Origin of the sequence: Marinobacter sp. F4218, from assembly GCF_019443085.1 — a bacterium.
Taxonomy (GTDB): domain Bacteria; phylum Pseudomonadota; class Gammaproteobacteria; order Pseudomonadales; family Oleiphilaceae; genus Marinobacter; species Marinobacter albus.
The window spans coordinates 1,625,916-1,641,912 of sequence record NZ_JAHZIL010000003.1; the positions used below are offsets into that span (position 1 = coordinate 1,625,916).

At 61.4% G+C, this 15,997-nt stretch carries 16 protein-coding genes; 8 read left to right on the top strand and 8 right to left on the bottom strand.

Features of this window, described 5'->3' with window-relative positions; translation table 11 throughout:
• Positions 1-19: 19 nt before the first annotated feature.
• Positions 20-313, bottom strand: a complete 294-nt coding sequence (locus K0B93_RS11490; RefSeq protein ID WP_228743358.1) for a hypothetical protein — start codon at positions 311-313, stop codon at positions 20-22.
• A 100-nt stretch (positions 314-413) separates the two neighbouring features.
• Positions 414-1,355 carry a LysR family transcriptional regulator gene (locus K0B93_RS11495; RefSeq protein ID WP_219867341.1) on the bottom strand — a complete coding sequence of 314 codons (942 nt, stop codon included), beginning with the start codon at positions 1,353-1,355 and terminating at the stop codon, positions 414-416.
• Between the two features lie 133 nt (positions 1,356-1,488).
• Between K0B93_RS11495 and K0B93_RS11500 the strand changes: the two genes are divergently transcribed.
• Complete coding sequence (locus K0B93_RS11500) at positions 1,489-2,391, top strand: DMT family transporter (RefSeq protein ID WP_219867342.1); 903 nt, start codon at positions 1,489-1,491, stop codon at positions 2,389-2,391.
• Here the strand turns inward: K0B93_RS11500 and K0B93_RS11505 are convergent.
• From K0B93_RS11505 to K0B93_RS11525, 5 genes are all read right to left on the bottom strand, one after another.
• Positions 2,348-2,806, bottom strand: coding sequence for a hypothetical protein (locus K0B93_RS11505; RefSeq protein WP_219867343.1), 459 nt, complete (start codon positions 2,804-2,806; stop codon positions 2,348-2,350). The two genes, K0B93_RS11500 and K0B93_RS11505, sit on opposite strands and share 44 nt — an antisense overlap.
• Positions 2,807-2,965: 159 nt before the next feature.
• Positions 2,966-3,541, bottom strand: a complete 576-nt coding sequence (locus K0B93_RS11510; protein ID WP_219867344.1) for a gamma-glutamylcyclotransferase — start codon at positions 3,539-3,541, stop codon at positions 2,966-2,968.
• Positions 3,542-3,581: 40 nt separating this feature from the next.
• Positions 3,582-4,205, bottom strand: a complete 624-nt coding sequence (locus tag K0B93_RS11515; protein ID WP_219867345.1) for a MarC family protein — start codon at positions 4,203-4,205, stop codon at positions 3,582-3,584.
• 90 nt (positions 4,206-4,295) lie between these two features.
• The gene (locus K0B93_RS11520) at positions 4,296-5,114 is read right to left on the bottom strand and encodes a hypothetical protein (RefSeq protein ID WP_228743359.1); all 819 of its coding nucleotides are present in this window, start codon (positions 5,112-5,114) and stop codon (positions 4,296-4,298) included.
• A complete protein-coding gene (locus K0B93_RS11525; protein WP_219867346.1) occupies positions 5,104-5,724 on the bottom strand; it encodes a TetR/AcrR family transcriptional regulator in 621 nt (206 codons plus the stop codon). Before K0B93_RS11525 ends, K0B93_RS11520 begins: the two co-directional genes overlap by 11 nt.
• Before the next feature lie 205 nt (positions 5,725-5,929).
• On the opposite strand from K0B93_RS11525, the gene K0B93_RS11530 reads away from it, so the two are divergent.
• The 6 genes from K0B93_RS11530 to K0B93_RS11555 all read left to right on the top strand — a co-directional run bounded on the left by K0B93_RS11530 (position 5,930) and on the right by K0B93_RS11555 (position 13,421).
• Positions 5,930-8,026 (top strand): 3-hydroxyacyl-CoA dehydrogenase NAD-binding domain-containing protein, encoded by a 2,097-nt coding sequence (locus K0B93_RS11530; RefSeq protein ID WP_219867347.1) that lies wholly within the window; start codon positions 5,930-5,932, stop codon positions 8,024-8,026.
• A gap of 30 nt (positions 8,027-8,056) precedes the next feature.
• Positions 8,057-9,238, top strand: coding sequence for an acetyl-CoA C-acyltransferase (locus K0B93_RS11535; protein ID WP_219867348.1), 1,182 nt, complete (start codon positions 8,057-8,059; stop codon positions 9,236-9,238).
• Between the two features lie 93 nt (positions 9,239-9,331).
• Positions 9,332-10,519 carry an acyl-CoA dehydrogenase family protein gene (locus K0B93_RS11540; RefSeq protein ID WP_219867349.1) on the top strand — a complete coding sequence of 396 codons (1,188 nt, stop codon included), beginning with the start codon at positions 9,332-9,334 and terminating at the stop codon, positions 10,517-10,519.
• 35 nt (positions 10,520-10,554) lie between these two features.
• The gene (locus K0B93_RS11545; RefSeq protein WP_219867350.1) at positions 10,555-11,703 is read left to right on the top strand and encodes an acyl-CoA dehydrogenase family protein; all 1,149 of its coding nucleotides are present in this window, start codon (positions 10,555-10,557) and stop codon (positions 11,701-11,703) included.
• 30 nt (positions 11,704-11,733) lie between these two features.
• Entirely contained in the window at positions 11,734-12,507 is a 774-nt protein-coding gene (locus K0B93_RS11550) for an SDR family oxidoreductase (protein WP_219867351.1), read from the top strand.
• Positions 12,508-12,578: 71 nt separating this feature from the next.
• Entirely contained in the window at positions 12,579-13,421 is an 843-nt protein-coding gene (locus K0B93_RS11555) for a DUF2279 domain-containing protein (RefSeq protein ID WP_219867352.1), read from the top strand.
• Positions 13,422-13,431: 10 nt separating this feature from the next.
• Here the strand turns inward: K0B93_RS11555 and K0B93_RS11560 are convergent, their stop codons facing one another.
• Complete coding sequence (locus K0B93_RS11560) at positions 13,432-15,012, bottom strand: flavin-containing monooxygenase (RefSeq protein ID WP_219867353.1); 1,581 nt, start codon at positions 15,010-15,012, stop codon at positions 13,432-13,434.
• Between the two features lie 311 nt (positions 15,013-15,323).
• Here K0B93_RS11560 and K0B93_RS11565 point away from each other — a divergent pair, with 311 nt between their 5' ends.
• A complete protein-coding gene (locus K0B93_RS11565) occupies positions 15,324-15,956 on the top strand; it encodes a TetR family transcriptional regulator (protein ID WP_219867354.1) in 633 nt (210 codons plus the stop codon).
• The last annotated feature ends 41 nt before the right edge of the window (positions 15,957-15,997 follow it).

The window sequence follows — 15,997 nt, forward strand, 5'->3', positions numbered from 1 at the left end:
CAGCGTCCCATCCTGGACGTTACTGGTCGAGAATATCGATAATTTCCCGGGTGTCCTTGATGATTGTGTAGACCCGATCCTCGATTTCCACGCGCTGGCGATGTCCATCGATGTCGTAGATGTTGCCGTAGCTAAGCAAATCCCGATCAAAGCGATCCCCTTCGTGGTAGTTGAGCTTCTTCTGCCAACCCGGCGGCAGGGGCTGCCCCCGCTCCACCTTTTTCTGCAGACCTGGGGGCAGCTGGTCACCCATTGCCGGCAATGCACCGATCGTCAGCCCCAACAGGGCACACATCAAAATGGACTTCATCATCTACCAACTCCTTACATCTGGCGTTTCCGATAAGTTAACACGGCATGGAACTCTATGACGTTAACGCTGGTTCATGGCCAAAGGTTCCGGATCACTCGTTTTACTCGCCCCGTAGCCCACCACGAATCGCTTCGTCCACCAGCCACCGCCTGAGCAGTTGAAGCCCCCGTTCACCGCGCCGACTGGTTTTCCAAGCAAAGTAGAAGCGGTCCCCGGTCATCACCGGATGACAGGGCAGGCGCACGAAATCCTCCGAATCTTTTCGGGTACTGAGCATGTAGTCATTGGTCAGCACGATGCCCTGATGGAACCGTGCCGCCTCCAGCGCCAGCAGCATGTGGCTGAAATGCTGGATGCTCGCGGCTGCCGGAATCCGCTGATCGACGGCCCGATACCAGGCGTCCCAGTCTCCCGCCGCCTTCTCGAAAATGCTGTGGGTCGACAACAGTGGAAACTGCGATACCTCCTCTACCGACATCGGCAGATCATCGGCATCCGGCCCTTCCCGACCCAGCTCCCGACGGATTTTCTGCCAGTAATCCTGACTGCACACCGGGAACAGACGCTCCACATACAGCAGTTCGTAACTGTAGGCCGGCGAGCCCTTGTGGATGGTGATAAAGCAGTCCGCCACCCGGTCCGACAGCACCGGGCTCTCGATGCTCATCTCCAGGGCCAGTTCCACCTGGGGATGCAGCCGCTGCAGGTCCGGCAGTCGGGGCACCAGCCAGCGAACAGCAAAGGAACTGAACACCGACAACCGCAGCCGCGATTCCTCGTGGCCCAGCAGCTGCTCACTGGCCCGCTCGATCTGCAGCAGCGCCGAACTGATGCCGTCCAGGTACTGACGGCCCTCGTCCGTCAGCGTGAGGGTTCGGCCACTGCGCCAGAACAGCTTTTCTCCCAGATAGGTTTCCAGCTGTTTGATCTGGTGACTGACCGCACTCTGGCTCACCGCCAACTCGTCCGCAGCAAGCGAAAAGCTATTGAGTCGGGCGACGGTCTCGAAGACCGGCAGGGATTTCAGGGGTGGCAGTTTCATTATCTATTTTTCTAATAGCTAAGGAATAAACATCATTTTATCGGATATTAACACGTCATTAGAATGCCTCCTACATGCTGAGGGTGGCGCTCGGGGCACGAACGCCAAACACAGGAAATAAGGAGGTCAAATTATGTCAGGCAAAACCGTCAACAGTGCCATTCTTCTGCTGGTGATCGGCAACGCCATGGCGTTGATCTCCGATGTCTTCATCAAGCTGCTGGAGCCGGGGGCACCGGTGTTCCAGTTTGCCTTTCTGCGCTGTGTGATCACGCTGCTGTTCCTGCTGCCGCTGGCCGGTCAACTGGACCGCAAGCGCCTGTTCGCCGGCTTCCGGGTTCACGCCTTCCGGGCGCACATCCACCTGGCCGGCATTCTGTGCATGGTCATTGCACTGGGAAATCTGCCGCTGGCAACCGCCAATGCGGTCTTCTACGCCGCCCCGATTCTTGTGATGGTGCTGTCCGTCTTCCTGTTCCGGGAGCGGTTGACCCCGCTGAGCGTGACTGCCGTGTTCAGTGGCTTTGCCGGCATTGTGGTTATCCTTCGGCCGGTGGAATTCAACTGGGCGGCGGTGGCTGCCCTGGGCTCAGCCTTTGCGCTGGCCATCAACGCGGTGATGGTCCGCCAACTGCCCAAGAAGCAGTCCACCGTGCACAAGCTGTTTCTGAACTACCTGCTGATCCTGCCCGCGGCCGGCGCTCTGGCCTGGTGGGAAGGTGCAGCCTGGGATTCCGGGATACTGATCAGCGCCCTCGGATCGTCCCTGTTCATACTGGCCTACAACATCACCGTATTGCTGGCCTACCAGCAGGTGGATGCCAACCAGGTCACCAGCGCCGAATACACCGGCCTGATCTGGGCTGTCGGCATTGGCTGGGTCGGTTTTGGCGAAGTGCCGGATGTCTGGTTCCTGGCCGGCAGCCTGATGATCGTGGTGCCGCTGGTCCTGATCGGACTGCGGCACCGTCGCAGGGAGCCGGCCAGGGGCTTCAACGGTGGGAAGGTTCAATTAGCTCACGAGTATTGTGAATGATTCGGGCCATCCGGTATTCCGGGGGAACATGATCATCGAAGCCGATATGAACCCGGTATTCCCGGTGATAGTGGCGCCGGTCGTGCCGGCGGTCCCTGTGGTGATCCCGATAGGAGTGGCGGTGCCTGTCCCGGTGATGATGGCCGCGATCATAGCGACTGTAATGATCGCGGTCCCGCTTGTGGTACTTGCGCTTGTGTTTATCTTTGTACCGGCGATCCCGGTCGTGGTGGTCGCGGCGATAGTGCGCCTTGAGAAATTCCTTCTTCTGATGCCCGGGAGGCATTGCCTTACCCCGATCCAGCTGTTTCTGGATCCCCGACGGATGCCCCCCGTCCCGGTACCCTTCCGCCATGGCCGGTGCGGCAGTCACTAGCAGGGCGGCAACACAGCTTCCAATCAGTAATCTTTTCATCACGATTCTCCTGTCCTTCAGGAAACGGGTTGGGCAGGGAGAACCTCCCCCTGCGCCTCCTGAATCCAGACTATCGAACCGGGCGCAAAAGTCAGCCGCTGACGGCCGGCTTTGCAAGAACTTTACGGAAGCTGCGCTGGACTTTACGTTCCCGGGCGGTCAGGTGTCGCATCCTGCGGCAGAACGCACGTGGGACTCGATTGCAAAGGTGTGGGGGCAGGAGTCCCCGAGGCTGCGCAGGGACTCCGCGAGACGCAGCAGGTATTCGGAATTCGGTCCGCTCGGGCCGGTCGCGCCTGCAATCTGTCGGGCAATCTCGGCATCCGGGGCATGGCCCAGAAAGGCCTCGTTGTCTTCCGTGGCGATGTACACCAGGCCTTCGGCGTGGCTGCCATTTTCAAAGGTCAGGGTGGTGGCGAAGCGCAGGTACCCGTTCTTCTCCCGCACGTCCAGGTGTTCGAACACCGAGGGGGAAACCCGGTACGCCATGCCCTTGCAGGCGGCGTTTGGGCTCTTAATCAGCGTAACAACCCGGCCTGGCGCTTCCGGGGTGCCCCGATGATCATGGGACCCCTGCCAGAACCGGCGTTCCCAGCCATGAATGGTCGCCGGACGTCGTTCAAGGAACGGAAAGTCCACCTTGTAGATGAGCGAGCCGTAACCGAACAGCCAAATGGACGACACGCCCTCAAAGTTCTGGCGGATTCGGTTGTGTTCAATGGTGTTGGCCGACATACAACTCACTGGGGCAGGAAAGCAGAATCGCCCGATTACTCTAGGTGGTGGCGATGAAACCCGCAATACCCGTCAAGACAATCTCCGCCGCCATCGCCGACAGGATCAGGCCGCTGATCTTGGACAGAATGTTCAGGCCGGTCTTACCCAGAGCCCGCTCCAGATAGCCGGACAACCGCAGCAGCACCGCCAGAATCAGCAGTCCCGACACCAGCCCCAGCAGGCCGCCGGTTACCTCCGGCACGGTCTTTAGTTCCGCGCCGTAAACCAGTATGGCACCGATGGTCGCCGGGCCGATCATCACCGGAATGGCCAGGGGAACCACCGCAATGTCATCACGGTCCTCTTCGGGCAGCCCGGTGGCATGGTTGCGGGTACCGCTGGTGACCAGGCTGATGGCGGTCAGGAACAGCAGGGTGCCGGCGCCGATCCGGAAGGAGTTGAGCGTGATGCCCACGGCGCTGAACAACAGGGGACCGGCAAAGAACAGCACCAGGCCCAGCACAAACGCGGAAATGCAGGCCCGACGGATAATGGATGCCTTTTCGGCTGCCGGCAGGCCCCGGGTGAGCGCAAGAAACATGGTGACCACAAAGAACGGCGCCAGCAGGAACAGAAAACGGATCGTGCTGCTGATAAAGGTGGAGAAAAAAGTTTCAAGCATTCCTAGCATTCCGACGGTTGGTGAAAGCCGGCAAGTCTAGTCGCCTCAGGCATTTTTTGCCGTAAGGAAGTGAACGTATCCCGGTCCTTGTTAGCGGTCCGAACGGACGAAGACCCAGTTGGTGCCCACGTTATCGCACACGATGATGTCGCGGTTGACCGCATCACAAAGGAAGAGGTTGTCCGGCAGCTCCTCGTGGTAGCGGGCCTTTACCGCCAGGCTCTGCTTGTCCTGTTTCAGCAGCTGGAAGGTCTGTTCCATGCGCCCGGCGAAATTAACGCCGCCGCCTTCCAGAGTCTGGAAGGCGTTGTAGAAGGCGGTAAAACTCATGGTATTGGCCCCCAATCCGATCTCCACCATCTTGGGGATGTACCGGTCGTAGGCATCCGAAAGGTAACGCCGGACCGCCGTCTCGTTGGCAAGATCACCCTCATAGGCATTCAGACCCAGACGGTTGTCACGTGCCAGAACCCCCGGCGCCAACTCGCTGTTCGGCCGGTTCAGGGCCAGATCGAAATTCCGGTCCGGACACGTGATCCGCTCTCCCTCCAGGCGACAGTCCGACAGGCGCCCCCTGCGTGCCGGTCTTGGGTCCCGGGACTCAGGTACCGGTTCAGCAGGCCGGGCCGCGACCGGGGATTCCAATCGGTCTGACGCCCCCTCTGCATCGGGCATCTGAATGCCGAGCCGTCGGGCCGGGCCCCGAAGCAGCAACGCCTGAACCTCCGGGTCGTTGCGCCTGAAATCGGCCTGAGAGGGCAAATTTTGCCCCGCCCCTTCAGCAATCACCTGGCAATAGAGTCGCTCCAGGTCCGTCCTGGCGCTCTGCTGGCAGTTCTCGTCCGCAACCAGGGACTGGCTGGCCAGGCCAAGTACCAAGGCAAGCCACAGTGCGCGACTACGGCTCATCGCGCTGCCCCAGAACGACCCGGGCCATGAGATCCTCAATTCGCCGGATGGTCGCTTCATCACCTTTCTTGCCGGTCAGCACCACCTGGGATCCGATGGTGGCGACATACAGCAGCAGGGAGAGATCCCGCACGTGCTGGGGATCACTGCTCATGCGGCCGAACAGGGTGCAGTTCTGATTGATGCGGGCCGCATCCACCTGGGTGACCAACTCCGCCGCGTACTCGTTGCGCCGGGCAAAATCGCGCACCGCCAGTTCCACCTGAAGTCGACGGATGTTGCGCGAGGCATCGGTCAGCAGCAGCTCGAGAATCTGCCGCAATTCGGTTTCGACATCGCCCCCTTTCGGCTTCCAGTACTGCAATTCGTGCAGTCGCCGGTCCCGCCAGCGGTCGAGAAAACTCAACACCAGATCCTCATGGTCGCGGAAGTGCCAGTAAAAACTGCCCCGCGTCACGCCGAGCTTCTTGGCCAGAGTCAGCACCCGTAACTGACTGAAGCCTCCGGCGGCTATTTCGCCAGCCGCGGCATCGAGCCAGTTGTCGCGGGTGAGCTGACTTTTTTCCGACGCGCTTCGGCCACGGCGTTTTGGAGTCTCGGCTTCGTTCATTCCGGAATCGGATCCTGCTCTGATCAGTCTGGTCGGCGTTAAATCTGCATTCTACATCAACGGGAACGGCAACACTGAAACCGTTGACCGGACGCAAAACATACATTAGTGTACGGACAACAATACACCACTGTATGGACTTTTCAAGCATCCGTTCCGTACACCGTTTTCCAACCAGTTGATGCCAGTATCAGGGAGCTGCCATATGAGTACTGCCCATTACGATCTACACGGCCACACCGCCGTTATCCGCCTAGACAACCCACCCGTTAACGGCCTCGGCCTGGACCTGCGCAAAGGCATTGTTGACGGCATCCTGAAAGCCGAAGCGGACGACGCCGTGAAGGCGGTGGTCCTGATCGGCTCCGACCGGGCTTTCTCTGGCGGCGCCGACATCAGCGAGTTCGGCTCCTCCAAAGCAACGGCCGAACCCAACCTGAACACCGTGATCAACTATGTAGAAAGTAGCCGCAAGCCGGTCACCGCGGCCATCAGCGGGGCCTGCATGGGCGGTGGTCTGGAACTGGCGCTGGGTTGTCACTACCGCATCGCCAAGCCGGACGCCCAGATCGCCCTGCCGGAAGTCAAACTTGGCCTGCTGCCCGGCGCCGGTGGCACCCAGCGCCTGCCCCGGGTGATCGGCGCAGAGCACGCTCTCAATATGATCGTCTCCGGCAGCACGGTCCCGGCCAGCCAGTTCAAGGGCAGCGCCCTGTTTGATGAAATCGTCGAGGGTGAACTGCTGGACGCGGCCATTGCCTATGCCAGCAAGGTGGTCAGCGAAAATCTGCCGCTGAAGAAGGTACGCGACCTGAGAGCCAGGCACGCCAACCCCGAAGGCTTCTTCATGTTCACCCGCAACACCGTGGGTGCCATGGCCAGGAATTACCCGGCGCCGCTGAAGTGTGTCGATGCCGTACACGCGGCCGTGACCAAGCCCTTCGACAAGGGCATGGAAGTCGAGCGCGAGGCGTTCGTGAACCTGATGCAGACCCCCGAATCCCGCGCCCTGCGCCACGCGTTCTTCTCCGAGCGCCTGACCAGCAAGATTGCCGACGTGCCCTCCGACACCCCGGTGCGCGACATCCAGTCCGTGGGCGTGATCGGTGGTGGCACCATGGGCACCGGCATCAGCATTAACTTCCTGAACGCCGGTATCCCGGTCACCCTGGTGGAAATGAAGCAGGAAGGCCTGGACCGAGGTGTGGCCGCCATTCAGAAGGTCTATGAAGGCCGGGTGAAAAAAGGCCGCATGAGCGAAGATGACGCCAAGGCGAAAATGGAACTGCTCACGCCGTCGCTCAGCTATGACGATCTGAGCAACGTCGATCTGGTGATCGAAGCGGTGTTCGAGGAAATGGGTGTGAAGCAGTCGGTGTTCGAGAAGCTGGACGAAGTCTGCAAGCCCGGCGCCATTCTCGCGTCCAACACCTCCACCCTGGATCTGGACAAGATCGCGAGCTTCACCAAGCGCCCGGAAGACGTCATCGGCCTGCACTTCTTTAGCCCCGCCAACATCATGAAGCTGCTGGAAGTGGTGCGTGGCGAGAAAACCGCCAAGGACGTGCTGGCCACCGCCATGAAACTGGCGAAAGCCATCCGCAAGACCGCCGTGGTCTCCGGTGTCTGTGACGGTTTTATCGGCAACCGCATGATCAACCAGTACCAGCGCGAAGCCCTGCTGATGCTCGAAGAAGGTGCCAGCGTGCAGCAGATCGACAAGGCCATCGAGAAGTTCGGCTTTGCCATGGGTCCCCTGCGCATGGCCGACCTGGCCGGCGGCGACATCGGCTGGGCCATTCGCAAGCGCCAGTACCAGGAAAACCCGGACATGGTGAAGATGGTCGTCGCCGACCGTCTGTGTGAGATGGGGCGCTATGGCCAGAAGACCGGTGCCGGTTTCTATCGTTACGAACCGGGCAACCGCAACGCCCTGCACGATCCGGAAGTGGACAAGGTGGTGGATGAGGTCCGAGCCGAGCTGGGCATCACCCCACGCAAGATCAGCAACCAGGAAATCGTCGAACGCTGCGTGTACGCGCTGGTGAACGAAGGCGCCCAGATTCTGGATGAAGGCATCGCCCAGCGCGCCTCCGACATCGACATGGTCTACCTGACCGGTTACGGCTTCCCGGTGTTCCGCGGCGGCCCCATGCATTACGCCGAGGAAGTCGGGCTGCCCAACGTGGTTCGCGCGATGCAGGCCTTCACCGAAGACCGCCATACCCAGCCTGGTTTCTGGGAGCCTGCGGCTTTGCTGGCCAAGCGCGCCGAGGAAGGCAAGGGTTTCGATAGCAAATAACCGGTCCACGAATTTATTCGGAGAATTATTATGTCCAATGATGTTGTCATCGTATCCACCGCCCGTACGCCTCTGGCCAAATCCTGGCGCGGCGGTCTGAACATGACCCACGGCGCCACCCTGGCCGGCCACGCGATCCAGCACGCGGTCGAGCGCTCCAAGGTCGACCCGAACGAAATCGAAGACGTGCTGATGGGCTGCGCCCTGCCCGAAGGCTCCACCGGCAACGACGTCGCCCGCATGGGCGCGATCCGCGCCGGCCTGCCAGTATCCGTCGCAGGCGCCACCATCAACCGTTTCTGCTCATCCGGCCTGCAGGCCATCGCCATGGCTGCCCAGCACATCGCGGTCGACAAGGTGCCGGTGATGGTGGCCGGTGGCGTGGAATCCATCTCCACCGTGCAGGCCAACGTAAACCAGAACTACTTCATGGAACCCTGGCTGGCGCAGAACAAGCCGGAGCTTTACTGGTCCATGCTCGATACCGCCGAAACCGTCGCCAAGCGCTACGGCATCAAGAAAGAGGACATGGACGAGTACGGCGTTCGCAGCCAGCAGCTGGCCACCCAGGCCCGCGAAGACGGCAAGTTCGATGACGAAATCGTGCCCATCACCACCACCATGGGCGTGGCGGACAAGGCCACCGGCCAGCTCAGCAGCCAGGAAGTCACCGTCAGCCAGGATGAGGGCATCCGCCCGGGTACCAACCTTGAAGGCGTGAGCAAGATTCGCTCCGCGATGGAAGGCGGCGTGGTCACCGCCGGCAACGCCAGCCAGTTCTCCGACGGCGCTTCCGCCTGCGTGCTGATGGACGGCAAAGTCGCCGAACAACGCGGCGCTACCCCGCTGGGCATCTTCCGCGGTTTCGCGGTCGCTGGCTGTGAGCCGGACGAAATGGGCATCGGCCCGGTGTTCGCCGTGCCCAAGCTGCTCAAACGCGCCGGCCTGAGCGTTGACGACATCGGCCTGTGGGAACTGAACGAAGCCTTCGCCGTGCAGGTGCTCTACTGCCAGCGCAAGCTCGGCATCCCGATGGACCGCCTGAACGTCAACGGCGGCGCCATTGCCGTCGGCCACCCCTACGGCACCACCGGCTCACGTCTGGTCGGCCACGCCCTGATCGAAGGCAAGCGCCGTGGTGTGAAATACGTGGTGGTCACCATGTGTGTCGGTACTGGCATGGGTGCGGCCGGCCTGTTTGAGGTGGCCTGACCCCCTCGCCCCCGGCGTTCTCCTTCTAGCCCCGGCGCTCAAGTGCCTTGTCGCCGGGGCCTTTTTACCTCACGAATACAGCAGAGGTGGTCTATGGATCTCAATTACACCCCGGAGCAGGATGCCTTCCGAAGCGAAGTGCGCCAGTTCCTGCAAGACAACCTGCCGGACGACATCCGCGAACGCGTCCAGAAACGCCTGCGCCCGGACAAGGCCATGACCCAGCGCTGGCAGAAAATCCTGTTCGACAAGGGCTGGGGCGCCTCCACCTGGCCAGAAGAATTCGGCGGCCCGGGCTGGAGCCCGATCGAACAGCTGATCTTCGAGGAAGAGTGCGCCATGGCCGGGGCACCACGCCAGCTCGACTTCGGCCTGCGCATGGTCGCCCCGGTGATCATGAGCTTCGGCAACGACGAGCAGAAACAACGCTTCCTGCCGGGCATTCTCAGCGGCGAGGACTGGTGGTGTCAGGGCTACTCCGAGCCGGGCTCCGGTTCCGACCTGGCGTCCCTGCGCACCTCCGCCAAGCGCGAGGGCGACCACTACGTCGTCAACGGCCAGAAAACCTGGACCACCCTGGGCCAGCACGCCGACTGGATCTTCTGCCTGGTGCGCACCGCCACCGAGGGCAAGCCCCAGCAGGGCATCTCCTTCCTGCTGATCGACATGAACAGCCCCGGCATTGAGGTGCGCCCCATCATCATGCTGGATGGCGAGCACGAGATTAACGAAGTCTATTTCGATAACGTGAAAGTTCCGGTCGAAAACCTGGTCGGCGAAGAGAACCAGGGCTGGACCTACGCCAAGTTCCTGCTGGGCCATGAGCGCACCGGCCTGGCCAACGTCGGCCAGTGGAAAGCCACCATGAAGCGGCTGAAAGAAGTCGCCCGGGAAGAGCGGGACGGCCAGCGGCCACTGATTGAAAACACCCGTTTCCGGGATCGACTGGCGCAACTGGACGCCGAGCTGCGCGCCCTGGAACTGACCGTGTTGCGGGTACTGACCGACAAGCGCGGCCCGGGACCCCAGGCCTCGATCCTGAAAATCCGCGGTACCGAAATCGGCCAGCAACTGTTCGAGATGCTGATGGAAGCCACCGGCCACGACGCCATCGCCCACGTTCCGGACGCGCTGGAGCTCGACTACACTGGCCCGCGCGTCGGCTCCATCGATGCCACGCCGGCGGCCGGCGATTACTTCAACATGCGCAAACTATCGATTTTTGGCGGATCGAACGAGATCCAGCGCAACATCATCGCCCAACTCGTGCTTGGTCTTTAAAGCGCCTGCAGCTCTTAAGATTTGGAGAGACGTTTATGAATTTTGAACTCACCGAAGAACAGCAGATGCTGAACGACTCGCTGCGCCGCTTCGTGACCAACGAATACGGGTTCGAGAAGCGCGGGCACGTGATCAATTCCGGCAAGGGCACCGACCCGGCCACCTGGGCCGCCCTGGCCGAGATGGGACTACTGGCGTTCACCTTCCCGGAAGACTATGACGGGCTCGGGGGCAACGCCGTCGACACCTTGGTGGTGATGGAAAACTTTGGCCGCAGCCTGGTGGTTGAGCCTTACCTGGCCACAGTTGTGCTGGCCGGCGGCCTGATCCGCGATCACGGCAGCGAGGCCCAGAAGGCCGACATCCTGCCCGCGATCGGCAGTGGCGAGCGGCTGATGGCCTTTGCCCACAGCGAACCCGGTGCCCGGTACAACCTGAGCCGCGTGCAGACGACTGCGCGGAAAGACGGCGAAAGCTACCTGATCAGCGGCCATAAAACGGCCGTGCTCCACGGCGCCCAGGCCCGGCAACTGATCGTCTCGGCCCGCACCAGCGGCGCGGTGGGCGACAAGCAGGGGCTGTCCCTGTTCCTGGTGGATGCCGCCGCCGAGGGTATCGAGATCCACGATTTTGCCACCCACGACGGCCACCGTACCGCCGACATCCGATTCAACAATGTGGCGGTCAGCGCCCACAGCCTGATTGGCACCCTTGATGAGGCCTTCCCGGCCATCGAAAAGGCCGTGGACCTTGGCATCGCCGCGCTGTGTGGGGAGGCGGTGGGCGCCATGGAAGCCATGAACACCGCCACCCTGGATTACATCAAGACCCGCAAGCAGTTCGGCGTGGCGATCGGCAAGTTCCAGGTGTTGCAGCACCGCATGGCAGATATGTTCATCCAGGCCGAACAGGCCAGGTCCATGGCCATTCTGGCTGCCAGCGAGGCCGACTCCGACGATCGCGAACGTCGTCGCGAAGCCCTGTCCATGGCCAAGACCCTGGTGGGCCAGGCGGCCCGGTATGTCGGCCAGCAAGGTGTGCAGCTGCATGGTGGCATGGGCGTGACCGACGAGATGTTCGCCGCGCACCTGTTCAAGCGCCTGACCCTGATCAACCTGCTGTTCGGCGATGCCGAGCACCATCTGGCCCAGGTCAGCGACGGCCTGCTCGCCGCCAGCGCCTGATCCCGGAAACACCGTACAAAGGAAGCAATAATGAGCGTAAAACAGTTACTGGATCTGACCGGCAAGGTCGCCTTCATCACCGGTGGCTCCCGCGGCCTAGGCCTGCAGATGGCCGAAGCCCTGGGTGAACTGGGCGCCAGCATCGCCATCAGCGCCCGCAAGCAGCATGAGCTGGACGCCGCCAGGGAGCACCTGGAAGGAATGGGCATAAAGGTGGTCACCGTTCCCGCCGACCTTGGCAATCTTGAGGGTATCCCCGGCGTGGTCGATCAGGTCATCGACCAGCTGGGTGACATCGACATTCTGGTGAATAACGCCGGTGCCACCTGGGGCGCGCCGGCCGAGGACTACCCGGCCGAGGGCTGGATGAAAGTGATGAACCTGAACGTCAACGCCAGCTTCTTCCTGACCCAGACGGTCGGCAAGCGCTGCATGATCCCGCGCAAGACCGGCAAGGTCATCAACATTGCCTCCATCGCCGGGCTTTCCGGCAACCCGGAGGGCATGCAGACCATCGCCTACAACACCAGCAAGGGTGCCATGGTGAACTTCACCCGCGCCCTGGCGGCAGAATGGGGCCGGTACAACATCAACGTGAACGCCCTGTGCCCCGGTTTCTTCCCCTCGAAGATGTCCCAGGGGCTGCTGGATGCCCAGGGGGACACCATGCTGGAGCGGATTCCCCTGAACCGTTTTGGCGGCGAGGAAGACCTCAAGGGCGCGGCGGTCCTGATGGCCTCCGAAGCCGGACGCCACATCACCGGGCAGTGCCTGGCGGTGGACGGGGGTACGCTGGTCAGTTAGGTTCCGAATCGGAGCAGTGTCTATGCTGATGGGGTGAGGTACTTACCTGGACCTGGCCGTCAGGATTGCACATGAAATCAGGGGCCGTTGATGCACTGTTTTGCTCCAGCCGGACGGCTATGCTACTGGCGGTGCTCGCTATTGCGCCCGCGGTGATGGCCCAATGCCCCGCCCCGATTGCGCCGGAGGACCGGTTGCGGCGGGCAGCCAGTGTCACCCTGACTGGCGCGGGCGTGATCACCGCCTGGGGCGTTGCCCACTGGGATTATTTCAGTACCCGTCCCAGTGCCTCCACAGAGGGCTGGTTCGGCCAGGACAGCCCCGAAGGCGGAGCCGACAAACTTGGTCATCTGTTCACTACCTACGCCACGGCTCAGGGCGTCGCCAGCCTGTACGAGCACTGGTGTTTCACTCCGGAGAACGCCGCCCGTTACGGCGCCCTGTCCTCCTTTGCCATCTTCGGGTACATGGAATTGGGCGACGCCTTCAGCGACTTCGGCTTCTCATACGAGGACCTCGTCGCCAACGCCTTCGGCGCCCTGGCAGGTTACTATCGCTATCGTTATCCGAGCCTGGCACGAAAGGTCGATCTGCGCTGGGAGTTTGGCTTCCAGCCCAACCAGATCGACGTCACCACCGATTACGATAACTCAAAATATCTGGTGGCCCTCAAACTGAATGGCTTCGATACCTTCAAGCAGGGTTTTCTTCGCCACATTGAGTTGCACACCGGCTACTACACCCGGGGCTATTCAGCCCCGGATGAGCCCGATGAGCGCACGCTCTACGTAGGCATCGGCCTGAACCTGACGGACCTGTTCCGGCGCCGCGGGTACAACAAAAGCGCCACTTTTCTCAACTACTACCAGCCGCCCGGCACCTACCTTTCCGCTGAAGAAACACTGGGCGACTGAACGAGCGGGATCAGGCAAGCGCCACGCCCTGCCTGTCCAGCTCCGACTGCGTTTGCTCACAGCGATACTGCGCAGCATCGAACCGGCGGGTCTGATTCCGGAACTGCCAGGTGAAGCCCGGCCAGAGCGTGGTGTTCTTGCCGTTCTCGTTGACATACCAGCTCTTGCAGCCAGTCTGCCAGACGGAATCACCCAGTTTGGCGTGCACCGAGGCGTTGTACTGGCTGAACGCCTCCTCTTTGACCTCAACGCTGCGCCAGCCATGCCGGTCCATCTGTTTCACGGCGTCCAGGATGTACTGGATCTGGGATTCGATCATGTACACCATCGAGCTGTGGCCCAGCCCGGTATTGGGCCCCATCAGCATAAAAAAGTTCGGAAAACCGGTGATCGCACTGCCCTTGTAGGCCTCAGCGCCCTCCTTCCAGGCCTCCAGCAGATCCTGGCCGTTGCGGCCATGGACCATGCCGGCGGGAATCGGATCCTGGGCCTTGAACCCGGTACCGTAGATGATGCAGTCGACTTCCCGCTCGCTGCCCTCGCCGTCCACAATTACATTGCCGCGCACTTCCCGAATGCCATCGGTCAGCACATTTACGTGGTCCTGGACCAGCGCCGGGTAATAGTTGTTGGAGATGAGCACCCGCTTGCAGCCAAAGTGAAAGTCCGGCGTGACCTTCCGGCGCAGCTCCCTGTCCTTGATCTGGTTACGGATGTGCCGGCGGGCCTGCAGTTCCCCCAGTTTGAGGATGCGCGGGTTGCCCACAAAGCCCAGCACCCGGGCTTCCAGCATCCAGTAGATGCTCTTTCGTAAGGCGTTGAGGGTTTGCGGGAACCGGCGGAACATCGTTTTCTCCAGAGGGCGGATCTCCCGGTCCGGCTTGGGCATGATCCACGGCGGCGTGCGCTGGTACAGATCCAGCCGGGCCGCTTCCTTCGCCACTTCCGGCACGAACTGGATGGCGGAGGCACCGGTACCGATCACCGCCACGCGCTTGCCCCGGAGGTCGTAACCGTGATCCCAGTCCTGGGAGTGAAAGCTCTTGCCGGTGAAGGTTTCAATGCCCTTGATGCCCGGATAGGCCGGCGTGCTCAGTCCGCCCATCCCGGAAACCACGATATCAGCCTTGAAGCGCTCAAAAGTCGGCAGGGTCTTGTCGCTTCGGTCCAGCGAGTCTCCCGGCTTCAGTCCCTTGTCCTGCATGTAGGCCCAGAGTCGGGGACTGTCGCAGGTTTCCACGGTCCATTGGGCATGTTTTTCATCGTAGCGGGCACCGGCAACGTGGGTGTTCAGGCGAATGTGGTCCATCAGGCCGTACTTTTCGGCACACCCGCGCAGGTACTCCTTGATTTCCTGCTGGCGGGCGAACATCCGGCTCCAGTTCGGGTTCTGCTCGAAGGAAAAGGAGTACAGGGCCGACTGCACGTCACAGGCACAACCGGGGTAATGGTTTTCGTGCCAGGTACCGCCGACGTCGTCGCTCTGTTCGAGAATGACAAAATCGTCGTAGCCGGCTTCCTTGAGTTTGATGCCCACTCCCAACCCGGAGAACCCGGTTCCAATGATGGCGATCTTCGTTGTCTGGCTCATGGCAACCTCGTGTTCCTGTGGCCTGTGCGGCCTTGTCTGTTGTTGTCGATCGCGTCATGGTGACGATCGGTAGACACACGTATACACAGAAAGGTAGACAGTCGTATACTCCGATTCGATCAAAACCCGCGAGTTGGCCCGGACTGACAAACCACTGTCCTGTTCGTCATACCTTTTGGGGAGGGGCAATTGGAGAAGACATTCCGAAACCCGCTCAAGCACGTCCATGTGGCGCTTGAGCTCCGCCATCCTTGGCTCCGCACAGTTTCAGAATGCCTTCTCCAATTACCCTCAAACGAAGGCAGGACACCATGAGTGTTTTAACAGGCGGCAAACTGAAGCTCGTGCAGGCCGCGCTTAGGCTGATCACCCAGAGCCGGAGCCTGACATCGCTGGGCCTGCGGGAGCTGGCGCGGGAAGCGGGGTTGAACCCGAACACCTTTTACCGGCATTTCCGGAACCTGGACGAGTTCGGGCTGAACGTGCTCGGCTACATCGCCGAGGATATGAAGGCCGGGGTGCGTGAATTGCGGCGCACGGCGGATACGTCCGAGCAGGCCGCCCACGACACCGTCAGTTTCGTGTACCACTATTTCCTGGCCAACCCGGCCGCGACCACCGTGGCGGTGCGGGAGTTGCATGGTCCTTCCCCTGTCCTGCGGCGGGCCCTGGAAGCCCAGTTGGACGCCAGCGCGCGTGAGATGGCCGAGGACATCATTGACCGGGACCTGGTCAAGGCGGTTGCCCCGGACACCATTCATGAAATCTCCCACATGACCATCCGCTACATCCTGTTCCGGGCTATGGATTACATTGATCAGCCGGCCCAGCGGGAGCGCATTCAAATCGAGACCGAGCGCTTCATCAACCGGCAGTTTCGCGGTGCGATGGTGGACTCCCTGTCGCCCGAGCGGCTGGCGCAACTGGTTGCGAGCAACAACTGACGTTTCTGTAATCACCCCATTTCGTTGTAAACGGGCAGGTT